The following is a 19,818-nucleotide window of genomic DNA, read 5'->3' on the forward strand; positions in this document are numbered from 1 at the left end:
CCACCATCAGCAGCGCCAGATGGGGTCTCCTTGTCGCTTACGAAATGACTGTCGGCCGCACCGAAAAACCGGTCACCGGCAAGATCCCGGAAAAGCCGGCAGGCACGACCAGCCCCCTCCCCCCTGTGGGGAGGGTTGGGGAGGGGCAACCCGACGCCCCCCGCCCCATCATCCGCGCCAAAGCAGGCGTCGGCTCCTACGAGGACGAAGGCGACCAGAAACGCAAGAGCCGAACGAAGGGGAAAACGGGGCGGCCGGGGCGGTAAAGAGTGTCAATTTCCGTTTTTAATTTGAGCTAATTCTCTAACGACCAGTTCTCTTGGCGTCATACGGTATTTTAATTTAAATAATGACAAGTTCTCGGACAGCCAATCTTTGAGAAATGGCCTTAAGTCTGAATGCTGATTGTCCATATCTACGATATTGACAAACTCGTTAACATCAATTCCAGCCGAAATATAGTGTGGCCTTATGAGAGCCATGCACTCCACGATAACAAGAACGCACAGCAAAGCTGCACGAAACTCCGCCGGAGTTAAGTCACCCAAGTTTTGGGAATTGAACCGAAAATCGACCGGCACCCACTCCATCTGATGAGGGGAGAAATCGTAACCACTACCCTCCCATGGAAATCTGTCTGCTACTAACGCAACAGCAAGATTTCGGTATCTCTCCGCCTCTGAACCGATCTCGACGTCACCGCTCAACAGAGCGTTAAGCATCTTTATAGCATCAGAAAACCCTGTATCGTTCCCAAAACTAGACTTGTTATTAGCCCAAAGTCGAAGACCATGTTTGGATGCCGCTGAAACATCATACGGCAATCCAAGATCAAAGAATAGTTTGGTGACAAATGGCGATCTTATTTGCATTTTCGCAAAATTTTCCGAAAGCGCCTTGTCCAGTTCGCTTTGCAATTCAGATCTAACAATCTCTTCCGACGCCAGTACAGACCTCATCGTTGAGAAAAGTGGCCTGAATTTTGCAAGCTTCGAAACATCACCAATTGAACTTAACGACGCACAAACCTTCAATCTGATGGGCATATTAAGAGGGCCATCATTACTAAATAGGACAATTAATGGCGCGACGGCATTGGCATCTAGCGCCTTGCTGCAAATTGCACCAATCCACTCATCTAGTTCATCCGCAGTGGGCAAGAGGTACCGAGCAGCTTGGGCACTAAACTCAACAAGTTGGTTCGAGCCATGCTGCTTGATTGCTTCCGACATCAATCTGGCAATCTTAGTAGATGCAAGTCGATTATCCTTCGAGCGCATCTGAAAGGCCAAGTGAGCTGGAACGGTCCTCTGCCCGAGAAGAATAGACGGCAAGACAGAAGTGAATATATCTGAGGTATTTTCGTTTTTAGCCTCAATGTACTTTGCGTAGAAATATTCCATGAAGGTTCTATGGCTAAATTCAAAAATATTTTCTCCGACTTCGTGAAGTATCCACGCTCTTCCGGTGAGGTGATCGACAAATTTATAAGACGCTTCCGATGCCCTTCCTTCCTTATTGTCGATGTAATCCTTTATAAAGAAGTCCTTTGTAAGTTTTAATAGTTCATCTCTCTTAATTCTTCCTCCATATGCCTCCTCCTCGTAAAGTTTATGAGAAAGAAATATGAGGAGATCGTTCAATCGGTAACGCTCGGGCAAATCCGGATTGATATCTCTCAACCTGTCCCAACGATCAAATAAAAGTGATGCACACATAGAATAAAGATCTGCGCGATTATCAGGTATTTCGCGTCGTTTGTGCTCAACAATTATTATGAGGGTGAGAAGGAGAGGATTCGATATTAGCTCTTTTGCCTTTTCATTTGCAGCTTTGAGAAATTTAGCTCTCTTCCTAGCGACCTCCTCAATCGTCATGCCGAGAATGTGGCGACACACCTTTTCGTGCAGGTCGGAGATCCCTTGTGATCCAAGACGACCAATGGCAACATGAGTGAATGCATCCAAAGGTGCAACCTCATAGCCGACGAATCGAGAGGTGACTATAAAGGTAGACAACGAGAAACGCTTGGTCAGCGAGTTTATTTCCCTTGATATCTCCAATCTAATCGCTTCACTAAGTACCTCATCCAATCCGTCGAAAACTATTAATGAGCGTCCGACAGAAATGTTGTAGAAAAAATACCTTTCGATGTTTTCACGTTCTACCCCAATGCATATGTCAGAAATTAGGCTAATCATAAAATTGAACAACGATATATTGTCTTTTTTTTTCGCTGCGGCATACGTTCTGAGCTGCACGAACAAAGGCATTAAAAATCTATCATCGATAGTTCTTGATGCGACCTCACAGCAAATCTTTCGAGTATGTGTACTTTTCCCGCCGCCCGGATCTCCCAAGAGAACAATCCTTTGCCCGAAGTTTAGTATCCCTTTCCAACCAATATGCGCAGGGAACTCGTACAATGCATCTGCCTCTACTCTCTCCCTGAAAGTCGAAACTTGTGATTTTTCAATCCTGTAAACTGGACAATCGACGAATATATTTTCCAGTGATGCCTTTGAGATCTCACCTGAGGCTCCATGAATGTCTATTTCATCGAGATGCAGACGCGTCACTTCTGCGACTGCGGCCATAAATTGCTGGTACTCGCTGACGGATTCAATTCGAAAGGCTGCAGTATTGTTTTCTTTTACATTGTCATCCAGAGATTTAAGCAACTTTGCGATCTGCACCTCTGCAGTGCGAAATCGCTGGTCAGCCCTTCTCCGATCTTGTGGATTGTCAAAAAACTTCGATTTCGAGATTATTTCGCGAATTGACAGAAACAGTTTGCTGGAAAATCCATCCGTCAAGTTTTCTTTCTCAAAGACAAGTAATTTATCAATTAACTGGAAAGTGTAATCTGGATTTAAATCAGAAAAGCATGCATCGCAAAGATTTTGAATGATCCCAACTGTAATTAGTTTTTTTATCGCATTTTCACAAGCTGTGTTCAGTAGTCCAGCTTTTGCAAGCGATATCTGCAGCAGGTCTGCTACTTCTTGGACAGGATCTGTGCCGACCTCACCTGACAGAATTCGCATCTGATAGGCTTGCGCCTTGCCTGTCGCGTAGACATGCCTGAATACGGCAGTCGCGATGTTAGTCGCTATGCCGCCCAAAGTCCCGATGAAAAGTTCCCCAAGCAAAAGAATACCCTCCCAGCTAGACTCATTGTCAGCAGTCGATCAGAGGTTGCTGTTTGGCGCAAGCATATAGAATGATGACCGGGGGATGACTTTGATAAATCCCCCAACAAAATCAACAAAGGAGATCTTTTTTCGTTCCCCGCCATTTAGCTGCCTTTTCCTGTTCCCCGTCCCGCCCTGGGATACACCTTACGATGCGATGTCAGATGAGGCAGGGTCGGCGCCGGGGTGAAACACTCTCGCAGGTGCAGGGCCCCGCCCGCCGCAACGGTCTCCTTACGGCCGAGGGGTTGGAACGACGGTTTCAGGGTCGGATACCCTGCCACCCGGATACCCCAATCGGAAGGACGTGCCTCAGAGGCACACCCACAAGGCACCCACACCGTCGCGAACATCCAGACGACGGGACAAACAAAACGTTGGGAGGCCGAGCTACCCTCTCACTCAAACCGCTCGTCGATATACTCGACGGTGTCGGAGACCATGGAGTCGATCACGACATGCGACAGCAGCGAGGGGCCGACGGCCCAGAGTGCCCGCATATGGTCCGTGTCCTCGTGGCGGCGATGCGCGGCCTCGCTGGTGAAGGCCTCCGCGAGAAGGATGCGGTCGGGATGGCCCGGCATCGGCACGAGTTCGATATAATGGCAATCGGGGTCGAGGCGGCTCTTTTCCAGATGGTCCCGCGCCGCCTCCAGATAGGCCTCGCGTTGTCCCGGCTTGGTTTCGAAGAATCCGACAATCAGCTTCATGCTCTCCTCCTTCGCTCTGGCTGCAAGCGTGATCCCGATGGCGGCGGTTGGCAAGCGCAGCAATCTGCCGGTTCGATGAAGGATGTCGGAGACGAAGGCCTATCCCTTCACCACCCACTTCCCCAGCACGAACACCGCCACCCCGAGCCCGAAGAACGGCCCGAGCACGCCGAAAAGCTCCGGGTCCTGCCAGGGCATGGGGATGCGGACATCGCGGCAGCCGGTCGTGTTCATGCCGCAGCCGAAGGCGGCAACCCAGTACCATCCGGCAATGGCGGCGGCCATGATGGCAAGGCCCAGCGTCATCAGCCCGATCCTCAAGATGCGCATGCCATTTTCCTCCTGTGCCGCCTGCCCCGTTTTCGGCGCAGGCCGCCGGTCGCAAACCATGTTGCGGGCGGGATTGCTCCGAAGAATTAGCCTGTAATGACGGCAAGCGGCATAAATCGGGCGTCGGTGCGAACAGGCGCATCCTCCTTGGCCGTAAGCGCGATCCCCGTTTTCCCTCGAAATCCCCGCCCCGATTTCCCGTGCCTAGAATCCATCCGTTCCGTCGCGGATACACCGGGTGTGCGTGCCCGGCGAGGCGGGACCGGCGCTGAAAGGTTCGGGCGATCGCAGGCCCGGTCTTTCGGGGTCCGCGCAAACTGGTCTCCCTCCGGCGACGTGGGGACATGGGAAGGCCTCGGACGGCTGAACCCCATGTCGGCCCTGACGGCGCGCCGGACGCGCCTGCAAGGCGTCAGAGACCGGCGGTATCAGGTGGTCCCGGGCGTCCGGCGGTGAAAGCTGCAGCCCGATGGACGGAAAATCCTGGGAACCGCCGGAGCAGAGGGNATCAGGTGGTCCCGGGCGTCCGGCGGTGAAAGCTGCAGCCCGATGGACGGAAAATCCTGGGAACCGCCGGAGCAGAGGGACCGATCGCACGGATAAAAACCGCCGAACGGGGCGCCGGAAGGTGTCATATCTTTTTACTTTACGAGGCAGCTTCCAGCGCCCCGTCCGCATCCCCTTCGCCGAAAGGCCGAAAAAGGGGAACCGAAATGAGAAGAACCACGGCGGGAGACCGCGCGTGAAGGTTTCGGCGCGTCCGGATGACGGACAGCCCCCCACCCGCAAGCCGGATCGACGCGAAGGAGCAAGGACATGACCGGGAATTCCGAAAACACCACCCCGCACGCCACCGCGCCCGACAATGCCCACGAACCCGATCCGGTTCGGGACTGCATCGCCCTGATGACCGCGGACGACCTCGGTCTCCCCCGTATCTGCCTGCGGCGCGCCTGCCGCCGGCAGCGGCACTGCGGGGTCTGGTTGTCGGATCACGATGAGACCGATTGCGCCGCCTTGCTCCCGGAAAAGCCGCGCGCCCTTTACGATGCCTTGCGCGTCGAAGCCGAGGTCGTCATCAGACTGCTGATCGCCCACAGCCCCCTTCCGCCGCCCTCGCCCGATCCGGCTCAACGCTGGCTGCAGGAGGGAACGATGCGCATCGTCTTCGACACGCTCACCCGTTTCCACGTCGAGCGCCCCCTGCTGCGGTTCCTGGCCAGGGACTGGCAGCGCCAGGAGCCCGCCTTGCTGCAGGGCGACATGCTGGAGCGTCTCGAGGCGCTGATGCGGATTGTCAACGCTGAACCCCGGCCCGCGACGGAGGACCCGTCATCTCCCGATGAAACGACAGCCGCGAACACGCGACCGCCCGCCGGAGAAAGCGTCGCGCCACCCGGCCCGCCGTCAGCGGATGCATCGTGAAGACATCGGGATGGCGCAGGAGGCGCGCCGTTTTCCCCTCGCCCGAGATCGCGGCTATTCCGCGGCCTTTGCCAGCGGTTCCGGCTCCAGCTCGTAGGAATAGCCTTCGAGCATGGTATAGGCCCGCTCGATCGCCTCGATCTGCGTCTCGGCGGTGCGGATGGCGTCGGTGATGGATTGCGTGCGCGCCTTCAGCATGGAGCCGAGCACATCCGCCTCCGGCCGGCGGCCGATACGGTCGAGATGCTGGCGCACCCGGGCGCGATGGCGTTCCAGTTCGAGAATGTGGAAGCGCGTCTTCAGGATGTCGTCGGTGAGCTTGCGGCGGAGCCCCGCCACGGGGTCGAAACTGCCGGGCTCGCGCTCGTCGAGGATCATGTCGTTGACCAGCGTTTCCAGCATCATCAGGCCCTTGAGATCGGCGGTATCGGCAAGCTGCGGGTCGTAGCCGGTGTCGTCATAGACCTTGCGCCGCACCGGGTCCTTGAGCAGCTCGTAGGACGCCGTCACCTTGGCGAAGCGGTCGACATCGCCGCCGCCGTCGGGATGCTCGGTCTTGGCGATCTTGCGATAGGCGGCCTTGATCGCCGCATCGTTCGCGTCGCGGGGCAGCCCGAGCAGCTGGTAAGGATCGATCACGGTGGCACCTGTCTTCGGCATTGCTAATCTTGCCCCCGCGCCTTCCTAGCCCGAAGGCGGGCGCTCATCAACCCCGAAGGCTCCTCGTCCGGCCCGTTCCTCCCCTCAAATGTCAATGGATTCAGTCGTTTGACCAAATGCAAACACGCAATGGCCCTGTTTTCGCCCTTGCCTTTTCGGTGGAAAACCCTTAATTCTCGCGTCGTTCGGGCATTAATGATCCCGGAGACTGGACCGATTGTAGTGACCGTGTCATGCGGTCTTTGGGGGCTTTCTCCCGCTGGTAGACGTTCTTTCCCCGTTATCGCGACTTCCGACTGGCCCTTTCGCGAAAGGGCATAAACGCCCTCGCTTCCGGTCCGCCGAAAGCGAGGATAGACAAAACTAAGGGACAAGGAACTTCTCCCATGGCCACCAAAGGCACTGTAAAATTCTTCAATCAGGACAAGGGCTTCGGCTTCATCACTCCGGATGGCGGCGCTAAGGACGTATTCGTCCACATCTCCGCTCTCCAGGCTTCCGGCATTCAGTCGATCAAGGACGGCCAGCAGGTCACCTTCGACACCGAGCCGGACCGCATGGGCAAGGGCCCGAAGGCCGTCAACATCCAGCTCGCCTGATTTGCGAGTTGGTTCCGGCTCAACCGGAAGTCTGAGATGAGACATGAAACGGCGTCCTTCGGGGCGCCGTTCGCATTTCCGGCTACTCGGCGGCCACCTGTACCTTCGGCCCGCCGGCGATGTCGACTGAAGCAAAAGCGGCCGCAATGACCTCCGGCCCGGCGCTCGCCTTCGCCGCATCGGTGGAAAGGATCTGCCGGTAGCGACGCGCTCCGGCAAAGCCCTGGAACAGCCCGACCATGTGCCGCGTGACATGGGAAAGCCGCCCGCCATCCGCCATCACCCGCTCGGCATAGGCCATCATTGCGTCACGCACCGCGTGCCAATCCGGCTCCTGTGCCGGTTCGCCATAAATTTTCTCGTCCACGCCGGTCAGCATCGTGGCATTATGATAGCTGGCGCGTCCAAGCATCACCCCGTCCATCACCTCAAGATGCCGGGAGGCTGCCTCCAGGCTGTCGATACCGCCGTTGATGCCGAGGAAGACGTTGGGGTTTTCCCGCTTCATCCGGTAGACCAGCTCGTAGTCGAGCGGTGGGATTTCCCGGTTCTCCTTCGGGGAGAGCCCCTTCAGCCAGGCCTTGCGGGCATGGACCCATATCGCATCCGAACCTGCCCCAATCATCCGGGCGAGGAAATCCGGTAGAACCTCGGTCGGCTCCTGATCGTCCACCCCGATCCGGCATTTGACGGTGACCGGCACCGTCGCCACCTTTTTCATCGCGGCAACGCAGCCCTCGACCACCTCGGGTGTCTGCATGAGACACGCCCCGAACGTCCCCGACTGCACGCGGTCCGAGGGACAGCCGACATTGAGGTTGAACTCGTCATAGCCGTAGTCGGCCGCAATCCGCACGGCCTCGGAAAGCTTCGCCGGATCGGAACCGCCGAGTTGCAGCGCTACAGGATGCTCCTCGGGTGAAAAGCCGAGCAACCGGTCGCGGTGCCCGTGAATGATCGCATCCGCGACGACCATCTCGGTATAGAGCAACGCCCGCCCCGTCAGTTGCCGATGGAAATAACGGCAGTGACGATCCGTCCAGTCGATCATCGGCGCGACGGCAAAAACGGGAGCCTTGAAATAATTGCCACTTTCTTTTTTCTCAGGCGCCTGCAATCGTCTTTTCTCCGTTCGGTTCTCGCTCGCTCCGCGCCCGGTCCGTCGATTGCGGCGCGGTACCCGTGACAATCTCCCGACTGGAATCGTCATGGGCCAAATCAGGATGCGGTCAGGTTTGCTATCGCCGCGCCCAAGCCAAGGATGGCTGCATCGGCCGGATGCCACGCACACGGGGTTATGCGGCACGGCGTCACTTACCATGAGACGGGAACTTTTGATAGGCGGCTGCCAGCCCTGCGTGATCTCCAATACCGGCAAAGCGACACACGGCGTTGTTTTCCGGCCTGGGCACGCAGACCGGGCCCAGGCTGGAGCTTTCAGATCCGCACCCTCTTCAGGCGAAGCGCGTTGCCGATGACACTGACGGACGACAAAGCCATCGCTGCCGCGGCAATGATCGGCGACAGCAATACCCCGAAGGACGGATAGAGCAGTCCGGCGGCTATGGGAACGCCTGCGGCGTTGTAGACAAAGGCGAAGAACAGGTTCTGGCGGATATTCGCCATTGTGGCGCGGCTGAGTTGGCGAGCCCGGACGATACCCATCAGGTCTCCTTTCAGAAGCGTGATGCCGGCGCTCTCCATGGCGACGTCCGTCCCCGTTCCCATGGCGATCCCGACGTCAGCGGCCGCAAGAGCCGGGGCATCGTTCACGCCATCGCCCGCCATGGCGACGATCCGGCCTTCCTGCCTCAGGCGCGACACGATCTTGCTCTTGTCTTCCGGCAGGATTTCCGCCTCGACCTCTGCTATCCCGAGGCTGCGGGCGACGGCGACCGCCGTCGTCCTGTTGTCCCCCGTCAGCATGACGATGCGGATACCCTCGTCCGCCAGGGTTCTCACGGCCTCCGGCGTCGTCGATTTGATGGGGTCTGCGATCGCGAACAGGCCTTCGATCCTTAGATCGGCGGCCATGAAGATGACCGTCGCGCCGTCGTCCCGAAGGTTTTCGGCGACAGATGCGAAGGTCGACACATCGATATCGTGTTCCTCCATGATCCTGTGGCTTCCGAGAACGATCCTTCGTCCCTCGACAAGTCCTGTCACGCCTTTGCCGACGGGGCTGTCGAAGTCTTCCGCGTCGCCGAGCGTCAATCCCCTCTCACGGGCGGCATTCACGATCGCAAGCGCCAGCGGGTGCTCGCTGGATCTTTCCAGCATGGCAGCGGTCCGCAGCACCTCCGTCTCGGACAATCCCGCAGCAGGAACGACCTTCGTGAGCCGGGGACGGCCCTCCGTGAGGGTGCCCGTCTTGTCCAGCACCAGGGTATCGACCTTCTCGCATCTTTCCAGCGCCTCGGCGTTCTTGATGAGCACGCCAAGGCTCGCGCCCCTTCCAACGCCGACCATGATCGACATCGGCGTCGCCAGTCCCAAAGCGCAGGGGCAGGCGATGATGAGGACTGCGACTGCCGCGACGAGCCCGTGCGCGAAGCGCGGTTCCGGGCCCAGCGCAGACCAGACGAAGAACGATGCAAGAGCAACAAGGATGACGACCGGAACGAACCAGCCGGAAACCCGGTCGGCGAGACGCTGGATCGGCGCACGCGACCTTTGGGCGTCAGCCACCATCTTCACGATCTGGGAAAGCATGGTGTCGGCGCCGACATGAGCGGCTTCCATGACGAAGCCACCAGTCTGGTTCATGGTGCCGCCGATCAACCTCGATCCGGGTTCTTTTGTCACCGGCATGGATTCGCCCGTAATCATGGACTCGTCGACTGAGCTGCGTCCTTCCTTCAGCACTCCATCGACCGGCACTTTTTCACCGGGTCGAACGCGCAGCATGTCGCCGACCGCGACGGACTCGAGTGCCACGTCCTCATCGGCTCCGTCCGAGCGAACGCGTCGCGCGATCTTCGGTGCGAGATCGAGAAGCGCGCGAATGGCGCCCCCGGTCTGCTCGCGTGCGCGCAGTTCGAGAACCTGCCCCAGCAGAACGAGCACCGTGATGACGGCGGCAGCCTCGAAATAGACAGAAACCGATCCGTCGGACCCACGGAAAGTCGCTGGAAAGACGCCAGGCAGAACGGTTGCCGCGACACTGAAAATCCAGGCCACGCCCACGCCCATGGCGATGAGCGTGAACATGTTGAGATGGCGACTCACGAGCGAACGCCAGCCCCGTTCGAAAAACGGCCAGCCAGCCCACAATACGACAGGCGTCGCAAGTGCGAGCTGGATCCAGTTGGACGTCTGCGGCATCAGCACGCTGTGGAGATTGGCAAGATGTCCGCCCATCTCCAACGCCACCACCGGCAGGCTCAGGATCAACCCGATCCAGAACCGCCTGCTCATATCGGCATATTCTTCGCTGCCGTGCTCGCCGGTGGTGGGCATTTCGGGCTCGAGCGTCATTCCGCAGATGGGGCAGTTTCCGGGCTCGTTCTGCCGGATCTGCGGATGCATGGGGCATGTGTAGACCGTCCCCTTCGGCAATTTCCCGTGGGTTGTCATCGAAGGGGGCCGCGGGCCGGAGGCATGCGCGTGACGGTGGGGGTTCTCCCCGCCTTTATGGTCAGGCTGATGAATGTCTCGGTCTTCGCTCATACCAGCCTCCTCAGCCCGCCTTGCCATAGTCGACGAAAGTCATCATCCCGGCAGCCATGTGATAAAGATGGTGGCAGTGCAGCGGCCAGCGTCCCGGATTATTGGCATCGAACTCAATCGCAACCTGCGCCATGGGCGGGAGCATCACCGTATCCCGAACGGCGCCGTTGATGGCCATATCGTCGATTGCGGTCACCTGGAAATGATGACCATGGAGATGCATAGGATGGGCCATCATCGACATGTTGCGCATCGATATACGGACCCGCTGTCCTTCGACGATATCGAGCGGTCCTGAAGCATCGATCCCCCATGTGTAGGCTGCCATGTCGCCACCCAGCGTCAGATCGAAGTGCCGATCGGCCCGACGCACCGGAAGGGGCGAAAGGCTCTGCAGCCTCTGCTCCAGCGACAGGTCGAGAACCGGTCCCTTGTCGGCTCCCGACGTTTCGAGCTTTCCGACACGGGAACCCGCGGTTGCCAGAACAATGCCGGTCCTCTCGACTGCCCCCTCGCGAAGCGCAAGAACCGGAAAGGCTCCTCCCTCCGCCGGCATGTTCAGTCGGATATCGGCTCTCTGGCCCATTGACAGAGGAAACCGCCGCGCGCGGACCGGCGCGACGTCCTGCCCGTCGACCGCAATGAGTTCACCTTCCAGCGGTCCGGTATCGATCGTGAACCCGGTCGCCGTCGCGCCATTGATGATGCGCAGCCTGACGCGCCCACCGCGCTCGACCCTGACGATCTCCGGATCTTCAAGGGTTCGGTCATTCGCCAGATAGGCGTCGTATTCGATATCGTTGAGATCCATGCCTGGCATGGACATCATTGGCATGCCGGAAGCCGTTCCACCGCCGCCCATCTGGTGACCACCATGCATCATCATCATCGACGCCATGCCGCCATCGTCCGAGGGCATGGCGTGGGCGCCCCCGCCCGACTGGAGTTCGGACAGCAGCTCTTCCGGCGATCTGAAGGAAAAGTCGTGGAGAAGAACCACGACCTCCTGCTCGTCGCGAGCCCGGTCCTCGGCCGTGCGGACGATCAGGGGAGCCGCAAGCAGGTTCTGCTCCTGTAGTGTATGTGCATGCATCCAGTGGGTGCCGCCCTTGCCCGCCGGAAAATCGTAAGCCCGCGTTTCCTTCGGCTGCAGGAGCGCGGCCGGATTGCCGGGAACGCCGTCCATCGCCCAAGGCGGCGTCAGACCATGCCAATGGATCAGGGTCTCCTCATTCGTCTCGTTGCGCAAAAGAATGTTGAACGAGCTGTCGGCGTCTAAAACCAGTCCGGCCGCGCCGGTATTACCGGTCAGCCCGAAGACGGTTGCCGCCTTGCCGTTGACCTCCAGTATCCGCTTGCCGATAACCAGATCGCTGGGTCTCGAGCCTGCCGTCGCCAGCGCACTCCCCAAGGGTGACAAAGCCACAGAACCCATGGCGAGCGTTTTCAGAAATTCTCTCCGATACATGATATCTCTCTCGATCCCGGTCGCCGGAACGACCGTGCTGTTGACAGGAAATGTCCGCGCAATGCGCGTGCTGTCAGGCAGCGGATCGAGGAGGGTGTCGTCCCGGAGCGGGAGATTGGCCAGCCAGGCGGATCGTCGGTCCCAAGGCCCCGGTCGTGCGATCGAAGATCGCGAGAACCGTGGCGATCGGATGCATCGGGGGCGCGCAGAGGCCGCACGCGCCTCGACAGCAGTCTCCGCGGGCCGCATCCTGGTCCACGGCTCCATTGTCGGACGCGTGACGGTGAACGCCCGCCATCTCATCCGGTCCGGCGCAGAAATGCGAGGTGGCATGGGATTGCGCGGCAGAGAAAACGACGGCCATCGCCAGCGCGATCGCCACCACTTTCAACCACCTCTGAAACCCGCAGGCCGCGCCCATTGACGTCTCTCGCTAACGACGATGCCACCATAGGCACCTTCCAGTTGGCCCGGATTGATTTCGGTCAACCGGGGCATAGACGATACAATGCACCTTCCCATCGTGGGAAGGTCAAGAGGCCTTTGAACCGGGTGCATGTCGAACTTCGAACCGGCAGTATCCGAAGATACGGGATCGCGCTCACAAACCAGTGACAATCGAAGAAAAATAAGGAAGGACGAAAAAATCAGAGAAGGCCGAGTTCGGCGAGTTCCCGCTTCAGGTCTTCCGGCATCTCCTCGATATTGGCGCCGGATGCGCCGAGGTCGCGGGGGGCGGCGTCGGCTTCCAGATAGCGCCAGCCCTGGAACGGACGGCGTGGTGCGGGCGTCACCTCGATCACCTCCGGTCCGAGGATCAGTTCACAGCGCGAAATTCCATCGCCGCCGGTAAAGGTCTTGATGTCGAGAAGCTTCTGGCGCGCCGCCACTTGCCCCTTGATGATCCAATAGAGCGAGCCGCCGTCCAGCAGTTCCTCGCCACGCTTCGGCACCATGCGCGTCACATGGCTGGAATGCGGCTCCAGACCGGCCGCGACCGCAATGAGCGCCCTCTCCGCCACCCAGTCACGAAGATCCTGAAGGGAGTCGGCGCCAACGCAGAGCTTGATGAGGTTGAGTGTCATGCCTGCGGTGATAATCCGATGACCGCCCACGTCAAGGGGCAGATGCAGAAGCAGACGGTGTCTCGTTCCGAAATGGGCGTAGGGATCATCTAAACAAGCGCGGCTTCGCTCCGCATTCCCGCACGCGTGGTAAAGCTGCCGGGCGGCAGGCCGACATGGCGGCGGAAGGCAGTGCTGAAGGTGCTGGCCGAGCTATAGCCGACCCGTCTCGCGACCTCGCCGAGCGCCACTTTTTCGCTGCGCAGCAGGTTCTTTGCGACGGTCATCCGCCATGCCAGAAGATATTCCATCGGCCGTAAGCCAATCATGCGGCTGAAACGGTCGAAGAAGGCCGAGCGGGACATGCCAGCCTGCCGGGCGAGGTCCGGCACCGTCCAAGCCCGTTCGATATCGCCATGCATACCGCGCAACGCGGCTGCTATCCGGGGATCGGCAAGACCGCGCAGGAGACCCGGCTGCGCTTCCTCAGTCGGCGCCGCCCGAAGCGCCTCGATCAGCAGGATTTCGACGAGCCTCTGGAGAATGAGGTCGCGGCCTATGTCTTCGCGTGCCGCCTCCTCGCCGAGCAGACACACCAGTTGCGTCAGCCGCCGCACCCCGCGGATGTGGATCATGCGCGGCAGAAGGGAGACGAACAGCCCGGCATCTTGCGCATCGAAGGAGAACCAGCCGCCGAACTGCCTGACATCGGAAGGTCCATCCTGCCGGCCGTGTCGGATTTCCCTATCTGGTGGCAGCACCGTTTTCGGATCGATGTGCAATGGCTGCGCAGGGTCGAGGCTGGACATCGTGAAGGATGGAGTTTCAGGTAGAAGCACGAAGTCGCCCTCCTCAAGGGTGACTGGCTGTTCTCCGCTGACGGCCAGACGGCATCGCCCCTCGATAACGGCGCAAAATCCCGGCTGACCGAAATCGGCGTAGCGCACCGCCCAGCGCCCCGCGCCGCTGATCCCTTTGGAGAACACGGCGCGTGGGCGGAGAAGCTGGATAACCTCGGTTAGTGGATCGGCCATATCGGACTTTTGCAAATGAAATACGGACTATCGATCGAAGATAGTCCTGATTATGTCGGGTACAAAGGTCTCGTCAACAGCGAAACCAGGAGACCATCATGAAGACCGTACTGATTACCGGCTGCTCGTCAGGCTATGGATTGGAAACCGCCCGTTACTTCCATGAAAAGGGCTGGAGTGTCATCGCCACCATGCGTGAGCCCCGCGAAGGCCTGCTGCCGACGTCAGAACGCCTCCGCCTGCTGCCGCTGGACGTGACCGATCCCGAGAGCATCGCGGCCGCCGTGGAAAAGGCGGGGCCGATCGATGTGCTGGTGAACAATGCCGGGATCGGTGTCGTCGGCGCTTTCGAGGCCACGCCGATGGCGCATGTCCGCAAGGTCTTCGAGACCAACACCTTCGGCGTCATGGCCATGACACAGGCCGTCATCCCGCAGATGCGGGAGCGCGGGTCCGGCGTGATCGTCAATGTCACTTCGAGCGTGACCCTTGCGGCAATGCCGCTGGCTGCGGCCTATACAGCCAGCAAGCAGGCGATCGAAGGATTCACCGGGTCGTTGGCGCATGAACTGGCCGCCTTCGATATCCGGGCGAAGCTGGTGGAACCCGGTTATGCGCCGACGACGCGGTTTGCGGCCAACACCGATATCCCTGTCATGGACCTGATCCCGGAATCCTATGCCGAATTCGCCGGACCGATCTTTGCCGGTTTCGCCAATCCGCCGCTGACGACAAGGGAAAGCGACGTAGCCGAAGCGATCTGGACGGCTGCCAACGATACTTCCGACAGGCTGCAATATCCGGCAGGCGCTGACGCCGTGGCTCTGGCGAAGGTCGCCTGATCCTTGGGCAATCCTGCCCTTTCAGCCTCCGGCGGGCGCCCCTGCGGGCGCCATCAACATTCGACGACGTTGACGGCAAGGCCGCCGAGCGAGGTTTCCTTGTACTTCTCGTTCATGTCGTTGCCGGTCTGGCGCATGGTCTCGATGGCGGCATCAAGCGGCACGAAATGCTGCCCGTCGCCCTTGAGCGCCAGCGAAGCGGCCGTGACCGCCTTCACCGCGCCGAGCGCATTGCGTTCGATGCAGGGCACCTGCACGAGGCCGGCGACCGGGTCGCAGGTCATGCCGAGATGGTGTTCCAGCGCGATTTCCGCGGCGTTCTCGATCTGCTCCGGGCTGCCGCCCATGACCGCTGCAAGGCCGGCGGCCGCCATGGCGGAGGCCGAGCCCACCTCGCCCTGACAGCCGACTTCGGCGCCGGAGATCGAAGCGTTGTGCTTGATGATGCCGCCGACGGCTGCGGCGGTCAGCAGATAGTCGCGGATGCCGTTCTGGTCGGCATCGGGATGAAAATGCAGGTAGTAGCGGATGGTCGCCGGGATGACGCCGGCGGCACCATTGGTCGGGGCGGTGACGACGCGTCCGCCGGCCGCATTCTCCTCGTTGACGGCCATGGCGTAGACCGACAGCCAGTCATTGGCGAGCAGCGGATTCTGGCGATTGCTGCGCCATTCCTCCTGCAGCTTGTCGTGAATGGATCTTGCCCGCCGGCGCACGTTGAGCCCGCCCGGCAGCTTGCCTTCCTGCTTGAGCCCCCGGTCGATGCAGCCGCTCATCGCATCCCAGATCCGGTCAAGGCCGGCATCGAGGCTTTGGCGATCCATCACCGTTTCCTCGTTGGCGCGTTTCATCTGGGCAATCGTCAGGCCGGACCGCGCAGCCATGTCCAGCATCTCCCTGGCGGAGGAAAAGGGATAGGGCACCTTCCGGCCGCCACTGTTCTTTTTCGCCGCCTGCATGGCCGCAAGTTCGGTATCGGTGACGACGAACCCTCCGCCGATCGAATAATAGACCGTGGTCAGCAGCATGCGGCCGTCGCGGTCGAGCGCGGAAAAACGCATGCCGTTGGCATGGCCGGGCAGAGGAGTCTTCTTGTCGAAGACAAGATCGTCCTTGGGCTGGAAGGCATAGGCCGGATGACCCGGCGGTTGCACCTTCCCGGTCTTTTCGACCTCTTCGACGATTGCATCCATGCGGTCGGGATCGATGCTATCGGGCGCTTCGCCGGTAAGACCGATAATGACCGCCCTGCCCGTCCCGTGACCGATGCCGGTATAGGCCAGAGACCCGTGCAGGCTGACCTTCAGCGCCGCCACATGCGCCCCGTGCGGCCGCGGCCAGCTGTCGGAAAGAATGAGGTCGAGGAAACGGTTCGCAGCGGTCATCGGCCCCATCGTATGGGAGCTCGAGGGCCCGACGCCGATCTTGAAAACATCGAATACCGAAAGAAACATGAGACTCCGACCCGCGCACAGATCCCGAGGCTTGCATGGCGCAGTCCTGGCGACCGCGACCCGATTCAGGATCAACCGATATATAGTGATTGAAAGCTAGAATATCACCGATGGCGAATGCGTCGGCGGACCGACATCGGCTTTCACCGTCGCGACATGCATGCCGCGCACCGAAAAGAAACAGCGCGGGCTTTTGACCCGCGCTGTGAAAGAAAAACCGGATACGTCCGGTTCAGATGCTGCCAAAAAGATAAGCGAGGCAGAGAATGCCTGCAAATCCCATCAATGCACGAAATGTGACGCTCCAGCACGATTTCTGGATACTGTCTTCCATATAGGCTCCGCTTGTCATCCATGGTTGGCAGAAAGCCGTCCCCCGACCGCCTTCTTGACGTCGATCTATTAAAATTCGCCGGACTTCGCAACTGCAAAAAAGGCAAAACAAAGGCACCTTTGGCATGCCAGCCATGCTTTGGACGCATGGAGCTACGAAATATCAATAACTTGGCGTTGCGTTCATCTTCTTACGTCAATGAGCCGGCTGTCATATTTTTGTCGAAAGTCCTGACGCGCAACGCCGGCCTTGTGGAAAATCGCATCGTGCGCTTAAAACACTGCGAGGAATCGACCGGAGCCCCGCCATGACCCTTGCCGATTATTGCGCCCTGATCCTCTTTGCGGGTCTATGGATCGGTTATTCCTGGATCACCGGCCAGGCGCGCATCCTTTCGCGCAGCAGCCTGACCCAGGTCATGGCCGAACGCCGCCGTGCCTGGATCATGAATTCGCTGAAACGCGACCTGAAGATGATCGACACCCAGATCCTCGCCGGTCTTCAAAACGGCACGGCCTTCTTCGCCTCGACCTCGATCCTTGCGATCGGCGGCTGCTTTGCCCTTCTCGGACAAACCGACAAGGTGGACTCGGTGTTGAGGGACCTGCCCTTCGTCCTGCCGGGCGGACGCACGACCTTCGAGATCAAGGTTTTCGTGCTGACGGCAATCTTCGGCTATTCCTTCTTCAAGTTCGGCTGGTCCTATCGCCTCTTCAACTACTGCACCATCCTCTTCGGGGCGCTGCCCATGACGGAGGAAACGCGCAGGGACCCGGAGGCCGCGGAAAAGGCGGCAGAACTTGCCATCCGCATGAACATCATCGCCGCCAGCCACTTCAATGCGGGGCTCAGGGCGCTCTTCATGTCGATCGGCTATCTCGGCTGGTTCGCGAGCCCCTATCTCTTCATGGCCACGACGACGACGGTTTTCGTTGTGCTGATCCGGCGGCAGTTCTTCTCCGAGGCGCGGCTTGCGCTTCTGCAGGCGCCCGTGCCATGAAAAGGCCGCCTTTGGCGTCTCTGCCAAACGGGCGCCCTCGCCGCTCGTGCGGGGTGTTCCACCGACCAAGGATCACCAACTAGGGGCCACCCGACAAAGGGCGTCCGAACAGGCCCCCAAACAAGGGCCCAAACAAGGGATTGACCGTGCAGTCCTCCTCCGAGCGCACAGACGAAGCCTCGGCGCATCCCCGCATCGGCGCACTGGACGCCGCCCGCGGGATCGCGCTGATCGCCATGGCGACCTATCATTTCAGCTGGGACCTCGAATTCTTCGGCTATCTCGACCCGGGCACCTCGACTCACGGCCCGTTGAAAATCTATGCGCGCTGCATCGCCTCGAGCTTCCTGTTCCTGGCCGGCTTCAGCCTCGTGCTCGCCCACTATCCGCACCTTCGCCTTCAGTCCTTCCTGAAGCGCCTCGGCGTCATTGTCGCGGCGGCACTCGCGATTACGGCCGCGACGGCCATCGCCACGCCGGACGGGCTGATCTTCTTCGGCATCCTCCACAGTATCGCGGCGGCGAGCCTGCTCGGCCTGCTTTTCCTCAGGGCGCCGCCACTTGTCACCATGGCCGCGGCGGCGGTCGTCATCGCCCTGCCGAACCATTACCGGTCGGAGCTTTTCGACGCCCCGTGGCTGCTCTTCCTCGGCCTTTCGGAACATCTGCCGCGTTCCAACGACTATGTGCCGCTGTTTCCCTGGAGCGGAGCCCTGCTGCTCGGCATCGCCGCCGCACGCATCGCCCGCGCTCGGGGTTGGCTGGAAACATTCGCCCGACTGCCGGAAGGCCCCCGCTGGCTGCGCTGGGCCGGGCGCCACAGCCTGATCGTCTACCTGGTGCACCAGCCGGTGCTGATCTCCATCGTCTATTTGATGTCGATCATTGTGCCGCCAGCGGAACCCGATCCTATTCAGTCCTATCTGGCGAGCTGCCAAACGGCCTGCCAGGCGGAGGGAAGCGAAGCGGGGCTATGTACCCGTTTCTGCTCCTGCACTCTCGACCGGTTGCAGGAACAGTCACTGCTGGCACCGCTCCAGTCCGGCGCAATCTTGCCGGATCAGGATGAGCGGATATTGAAGCTTGCGCGTGAGTGTTCAGCCATCGGTCAATGACGGGATCTGACCATGAATGCCTATCGATTGAAGCCGTTGCGGTATCCCTGGCCGCCGGTCCTCTATGCCCTGGCCATCGCACTGGCCTTCTTTGCCGATCGCTATGTCGGGATACTGCCGGCCGCGCGAGGCGACGGTTACTTCTTCATCACCGCAGGCGGGCTGCTGGTGGCGATCGCCATCGCCCTCGACCTTTGGGCGGTGAAGACCTTGCTGGATTGCCACACCACCGTTCTGCCCAATCGCTGCGCCCAGCGCTTGGTGACCACCGGACCGTTCCGCTTCACCCGCAATCCGATCTATCTCGGCTATACGCTGCTGACGGTCGCCTTCGGCCTGCTGACCGGCAATGCGTGGTTCTTCGTCGCCGCCATCACGGCCGCGGCCCTGACCACAACGGTTGCGATCCGCTGCGAGGAAATGCATCTTCTCGCGCGCTTCGGCGCCGATTTCGAACATTACTGCCAGCACACGCGGCGCTGGATCTGAGAGGAAGGCCGCGCTGCCGGGCAGCCAGCAGGTCAGGTGCCGACGCCGATCTCGACAAGGCGCGTAAGGCAGGCCTCTTCGGCATTGTCGAGTTCCGCCAGCGTCTCGTCGATATCGCGGCGCTTCTGGCGAAGCTCCTCGCGTTTCTCGTCGATGCGCTTCATCATCAGCTTCAGCTGACCGACCTCGCCCGGCGGCTCCTTGTAGACGTGGATAACTTCACGGATTTCGGCTATGGTGAAGCCGATCCGGCGTCCGCGCAGGATTTCCTGCAACAGTCGGCGGTCGGCTGCGCGATAAAGACGTGTCCGGCCACGGCGCTCCGGGTGGATCAAGCCCTCGTCTTCATAGAAGCGAAGTGTCCGGGTTGAAACGCCGAACTCACGTGTCAATTCTGTTATACTGTAATACTTCTTCACAACCGAACCGTT

The 19,818-nt window shown here is 59.9% G+C and carries 18 protein-coding genes; 7 read left to right on the forward strand and 11 right to left on the reverse strand.

Features of this window, described 5'->3' with window-relative positions; all coding sequences use genetic code 11:
* Positions 1-266, forward strand: a 266-nt coding sequence (locus J5N58_RS25235; protein WP_244714196.1) for a hypothetical protein, incomplete at its 5' end; no start/stop codon positions are given.
* 6 nt (positions 267-272) lie between these two features.
* On the opposite strand, the gene J5N58_RS25240 is transcribed toward J5N58_RS25235, so the two are convergent.
* The 3 genes from J5N58_RS25240 to J5N58_RS25250 all read right to left on the reverse strand — a co-directional run bounded on the left by J5N58_RS25240 (position 273) and on the right by J5N58_RS25250 (position 4,234).
* Entirely contained in the window at positions 273-3,152 is a 2,880-nt protein-coding gene (locus J5N58_RS25240) for an NACHT domain-containing protein (RefSeq protein WP_244714198.1), read from the reverse strand.
* 440 nt (positions 3,153-3,592) lie between these two features.
* On the reverse strand, positions 3,593-3,904 hold the full coding sequence (locus J5N58_RS25245; RefSeq protein WP_244714201.1) for a putative quinol monooxygenase: 312 nt from the start codon (positions 3,902-3,904) through the stop codon (positions 3,593-3,595).
* Positions 3,905-4,003: 99 nt separating this feature from the next.
* The gene (locus J5N58_RS25250; protein WP_113438591.1) at positions 4,004-4,234 is read right to left on the reverse strand and encodes a hypothetical protein; all 231 of its coding nucleotides are present in this window, start codon (positions 4,232-4,234) and stop codon (positions 4,004-4,006) included.
* An 816-nt stretch (positions 4,235-5,050) separates the two neighbouring features.
* On the opposite strand from J5N58_RS25250, the gene J5N58_RS25255 reads away from it, so the two are divergent.
* Positions 5,051-5,659: a hypothetical protein gene (locus J5N58_RS25255; RefSeq protein WP_244714204.1), complete on the forward strand. Its 609-nt coding sequence runs from the start codon at positions 5,051-5,053 to the stop codon at positions 5,657-5,659.
* A 54-nt stretch (positions 5,660-5,713) separates the two neighbouring features.
* On the opposite strand, the gene J5N58_RS25260 is transcribed toward J5N58_RS25255, so the two are convergent.
* On the reverse strand, positions 5,714-6,319 hold the full coding sequence (locus tag J5N58_RS25260; protein WP_244714206.1) for a J domain-containing protein: 606 nt from the start codon (positions 6,317-6,319) through the stop codon (positions 5,714-5,716).
* 386 nt (positions 6,320-6,705) lie between these two features.
* Between J5N58_RS25260 and J5N58_RS25265 the strand changes: the two genes are divergently transcribed.
* Positions 6,706-6,918 carry a cold-shock protein gene (locus J5N58_RS25265; protein WP_112831377.1) on the forward strand — a complete coding sequence of 71 codons (213 nt, stop codon included), beginning with the start codon at positions 6,706-6,708 and terminating at the stop codon, positions 6,916-6,918.
* Positions 6,919-7,000: 82 nt separating this feature from the next.
* Here the strand turns inward: J5N58_RS25265 and dusA are convergent, their stop codons facing one another.
* The 5 genes from dusA to J5N58_RS25290 all read right to left on the reverse strand — a co-directional run bounded on the left by dusA (position 7,001) and on the right by J5N58_RS25290 (position 14,153).
* Positions 7,001-8,035: a tRNA dihydrouridine(20/20a) synthase DusA gene (gene dusA / locus J5N58_RS25270; protein WP_280520105.1), complete on the reverse strand. Its 1,035-nt coding sequence runs from the start codon at positions 8,033-8,035 to the stop codon at positions 7,001-7,003.
* A 320-nt stretch (positions 8,036-8,355) separates the two neighbouring features.
* Positions 8,356-10,494: a copper-transporting P-type ATPase gene (locus J5N58_RS25275; RefSeq protein ID WP_244714221.1), complete on the reverse strand. Its 2,139-nt coding sequence runs from the start codon at positions 10,492-10,494 to the stop codon at positions 8,356-8,358.
* Between the two features lie 103 nt (positions 10,495-10,597).
* Complete coding sequence (locus J5N58_RS25280) at positions 10,598-12,055, reverse strand: multicopper oxidase family protein (protein ID WP_244714208.1); 1,458 nt, start codon at positions 12,053-12,055, stop codon at positions 10,598-10,600.
* Between the two features lie 647 nt (positions 12,056-12,702).
* Positions 12,703-13,140 (reverse strand): DUF1489 family protein, encoded by a 438-nt coding sequence (locus tag J5N58_RS25285; RefSeq protein WP_113443739.1) that lies wholly within the window; start codon positions 13,138-13,140, stop codon positions 12,703-12,705.
* Between the two features lie 89 nt (positions 13,141-13,229).
* Entirely contained in the window at positions 13,230-14,153 is a 924-nt protein-coding gene (locus J5N58_RS25290; RefSeq protein ID WP_244714210.1) for an AraC family transcriptional regulator, read from the reverse strand.
* Between the two features lie 98 nt (positions 14,154-14,251).
* Between J5N58_RS25290 and J5N58_RS25295 the strand changes: the two genes are divergently transcribed.
* Positions 14,252-14,995, forward strand: a complete 744-nt coding sequence (locus J5N58_RS25295) for an SDR family oxidoreductase (RefSeq protein ID WP_244714213.1) — start codon at positions 14,252-14,254, stop codon at positions 14,993-14,995.
* A 53-nt stretch (positions 14,996-15,048) separates the two neighbouring features.
* Here the strand turns inward: J5N58_RS25295 and J5N58_RS25300 are convergent, their stop codons facing one another.
* Positions 15,049-16,449: an L-serine ammonia-lyase gene (locus tag J5N58_RS25300; RefSeq protein WP_112831373.1), complete on the reverse strand. Its 1,401-nt coding sequence runs from the start codon at positions 16,447-16,449 to the stop codon at positions 15,049-15,051.
* 641 nt (positions 16,450-17,090) lie between these two features.
* Between J5N58_RS25300 and J5N58_RS25305 the strand changes: the two genes are divergently transcribed.
* From J5N58_RS25305 to J5N58_RS25315, 3 genes are all read left to right on the forward strand, one after another.
* Positions 17,091-17,783 (forward strand): DUF599 domain-containing protein, encoded by a 693-nt coding sequence (locus J5N58_RS25305; protein ID WP_112831372.1) that lies wholly within the window; start codon positions 17,091-17,093, stop codon positions 17,781-17,783.
* A gap of 146 nt (positions 17,784-17,929) precedes the next feature.
* The gene (locus J5N58_RS25310; RefSeq protein WP_244714215.1) at positions 17,930-18,898 is read left to right on the forward strand and encodes an acetyltransferase domain-containing protein; all 969 of its coding nucleotides are present in this window, start codon (positions 17,930-17,932) and stop codon (positions 18,896-18,898) included.
* Positions 18,899-18,910: 12 nt separating this feature from the next.
* Positions 18,911-19,387, forward strand: a complete 477-nt coding sequence (locus J5N58_RS25315; protein ID WP_112831371.1) for a methyltransferase family protein — start codon at positions 18,911-18,913, stop codon at positions 19,385-19,387.
* 32 nt (positions 19,388-19,419) lie between these two features.
* Here J5N58_RS25315 and J5N58_RS25320 read toward each other — a convergent pair whose 3' ends face one another.
* A complete protein-coding gene (locus J5N58_RS25320; protein ID WP_112831370.1) occupies positions 19,420-19,806 on the reverse strand; it encodes a MerR family transcriptional regulator in 387 nt (128 codons plus the stop codon).
* Between the last annotated feature and the right edge of the window lie 12 nt (positions 19,807-19,818).

It is taken from the genome of Paenirhizobium cremeum, from assembly GCF_022884085.1.
GTDB lineage: Bacteria > Pseudomonadota > Alphaproteobacteria > Rhizobiales > Rhizobiaceae > Allorhizobium > Allorhizobium cremeum.

Coding starts and splice junctions, on each gene's coding strand:
- J5N58_RS25245 (WP_244714201.1), bottom strand. CDS start 3,904: ATGAAGCTGATTGTCGGATTCTTCGAAACCAAGCCGGGACAACGCGAG.
- J5N58_RS25250 (WP_113438591.1), bottom strand. CDS start 4,234: ATGCGCATCTTGAGGATCGGGCTGATGACGCTGGGCCTTGCCATCATG.
- J5N58_RS25255 (WP_244714204.1), top strand. CDS start 5,051: ATGACCGGGAATTCCGAAAACACCACCCCGCACGCCACCGCGCCCGAC.
- J5N58_RS25260 (WP_244714206.1), bottom strand. CDS start 6,319: ATGCCGAAGACAGGTGCCACCGTGATCGATCCTTACCAGCTGCTCGGG.
- J5N58_RS25265 (WP_112831377.1), top strand. CDS start 6,706: ATGGCCACCAAAGGCACTGTAAAATTCTTCAATCAGGACAAGGGCTTC.
- J5N58_RS25275 (WP_244714221.1), bottom strand. CDS start 10,494: ATGACAACCCACGGGAAATTGCCGAAGGGGACGGTCTACACATGCCCC.
- J5N58_RS25280 (WP_244714208.1), bottom strand. CDS start 12,055: ATGTATCGGAGAGAATTTCTGAAAACGCTCGCCATGGGTTCTGTGGCT.
- J5N58_RS25285 (WP_113443739.1), bottom strand. CDS start 13,140: ATGACACTCAACCTCATCAAGCTCTGCGTTGGCGCCGACTCCCTTCAG.
- J5N58_RS25290 (WP_244714210.1), bottom strand. CDS start 14,153: ATGGCCGATCCACTAACCGAGGTTATCCAGCTTCTCCGCCCACGCGCC.
- J5N58_RS25295 (WP_244714213.1), top strand. CDS start 14,252: ATGAAGACCGTACTGATTACCGGCTGCTCGTCAGGCTATGGATTGGAA.
- J5N58_RS25300 (WP_112831373.1), bottom strand. CDS start 16,449: ATGTTTCTTTCGGTATTCGATGTTTTCAAGATCGGCGTCGGGCCCTCG.
- J5N58_RS25305 (WP_112831372.1), top strand. CDS start 17,091: ATGACCCTTGCCGATTATTGCGCCCTGATCCTCTTTGCGGGTCTATGG.
- J5N58_RS25315 (WP_112831371.1), top strand. CDS start 18,911: ATGAATGCCTATCGATTGAAGCCGTTGCGGTATCCCTGGCCGCCGGTC.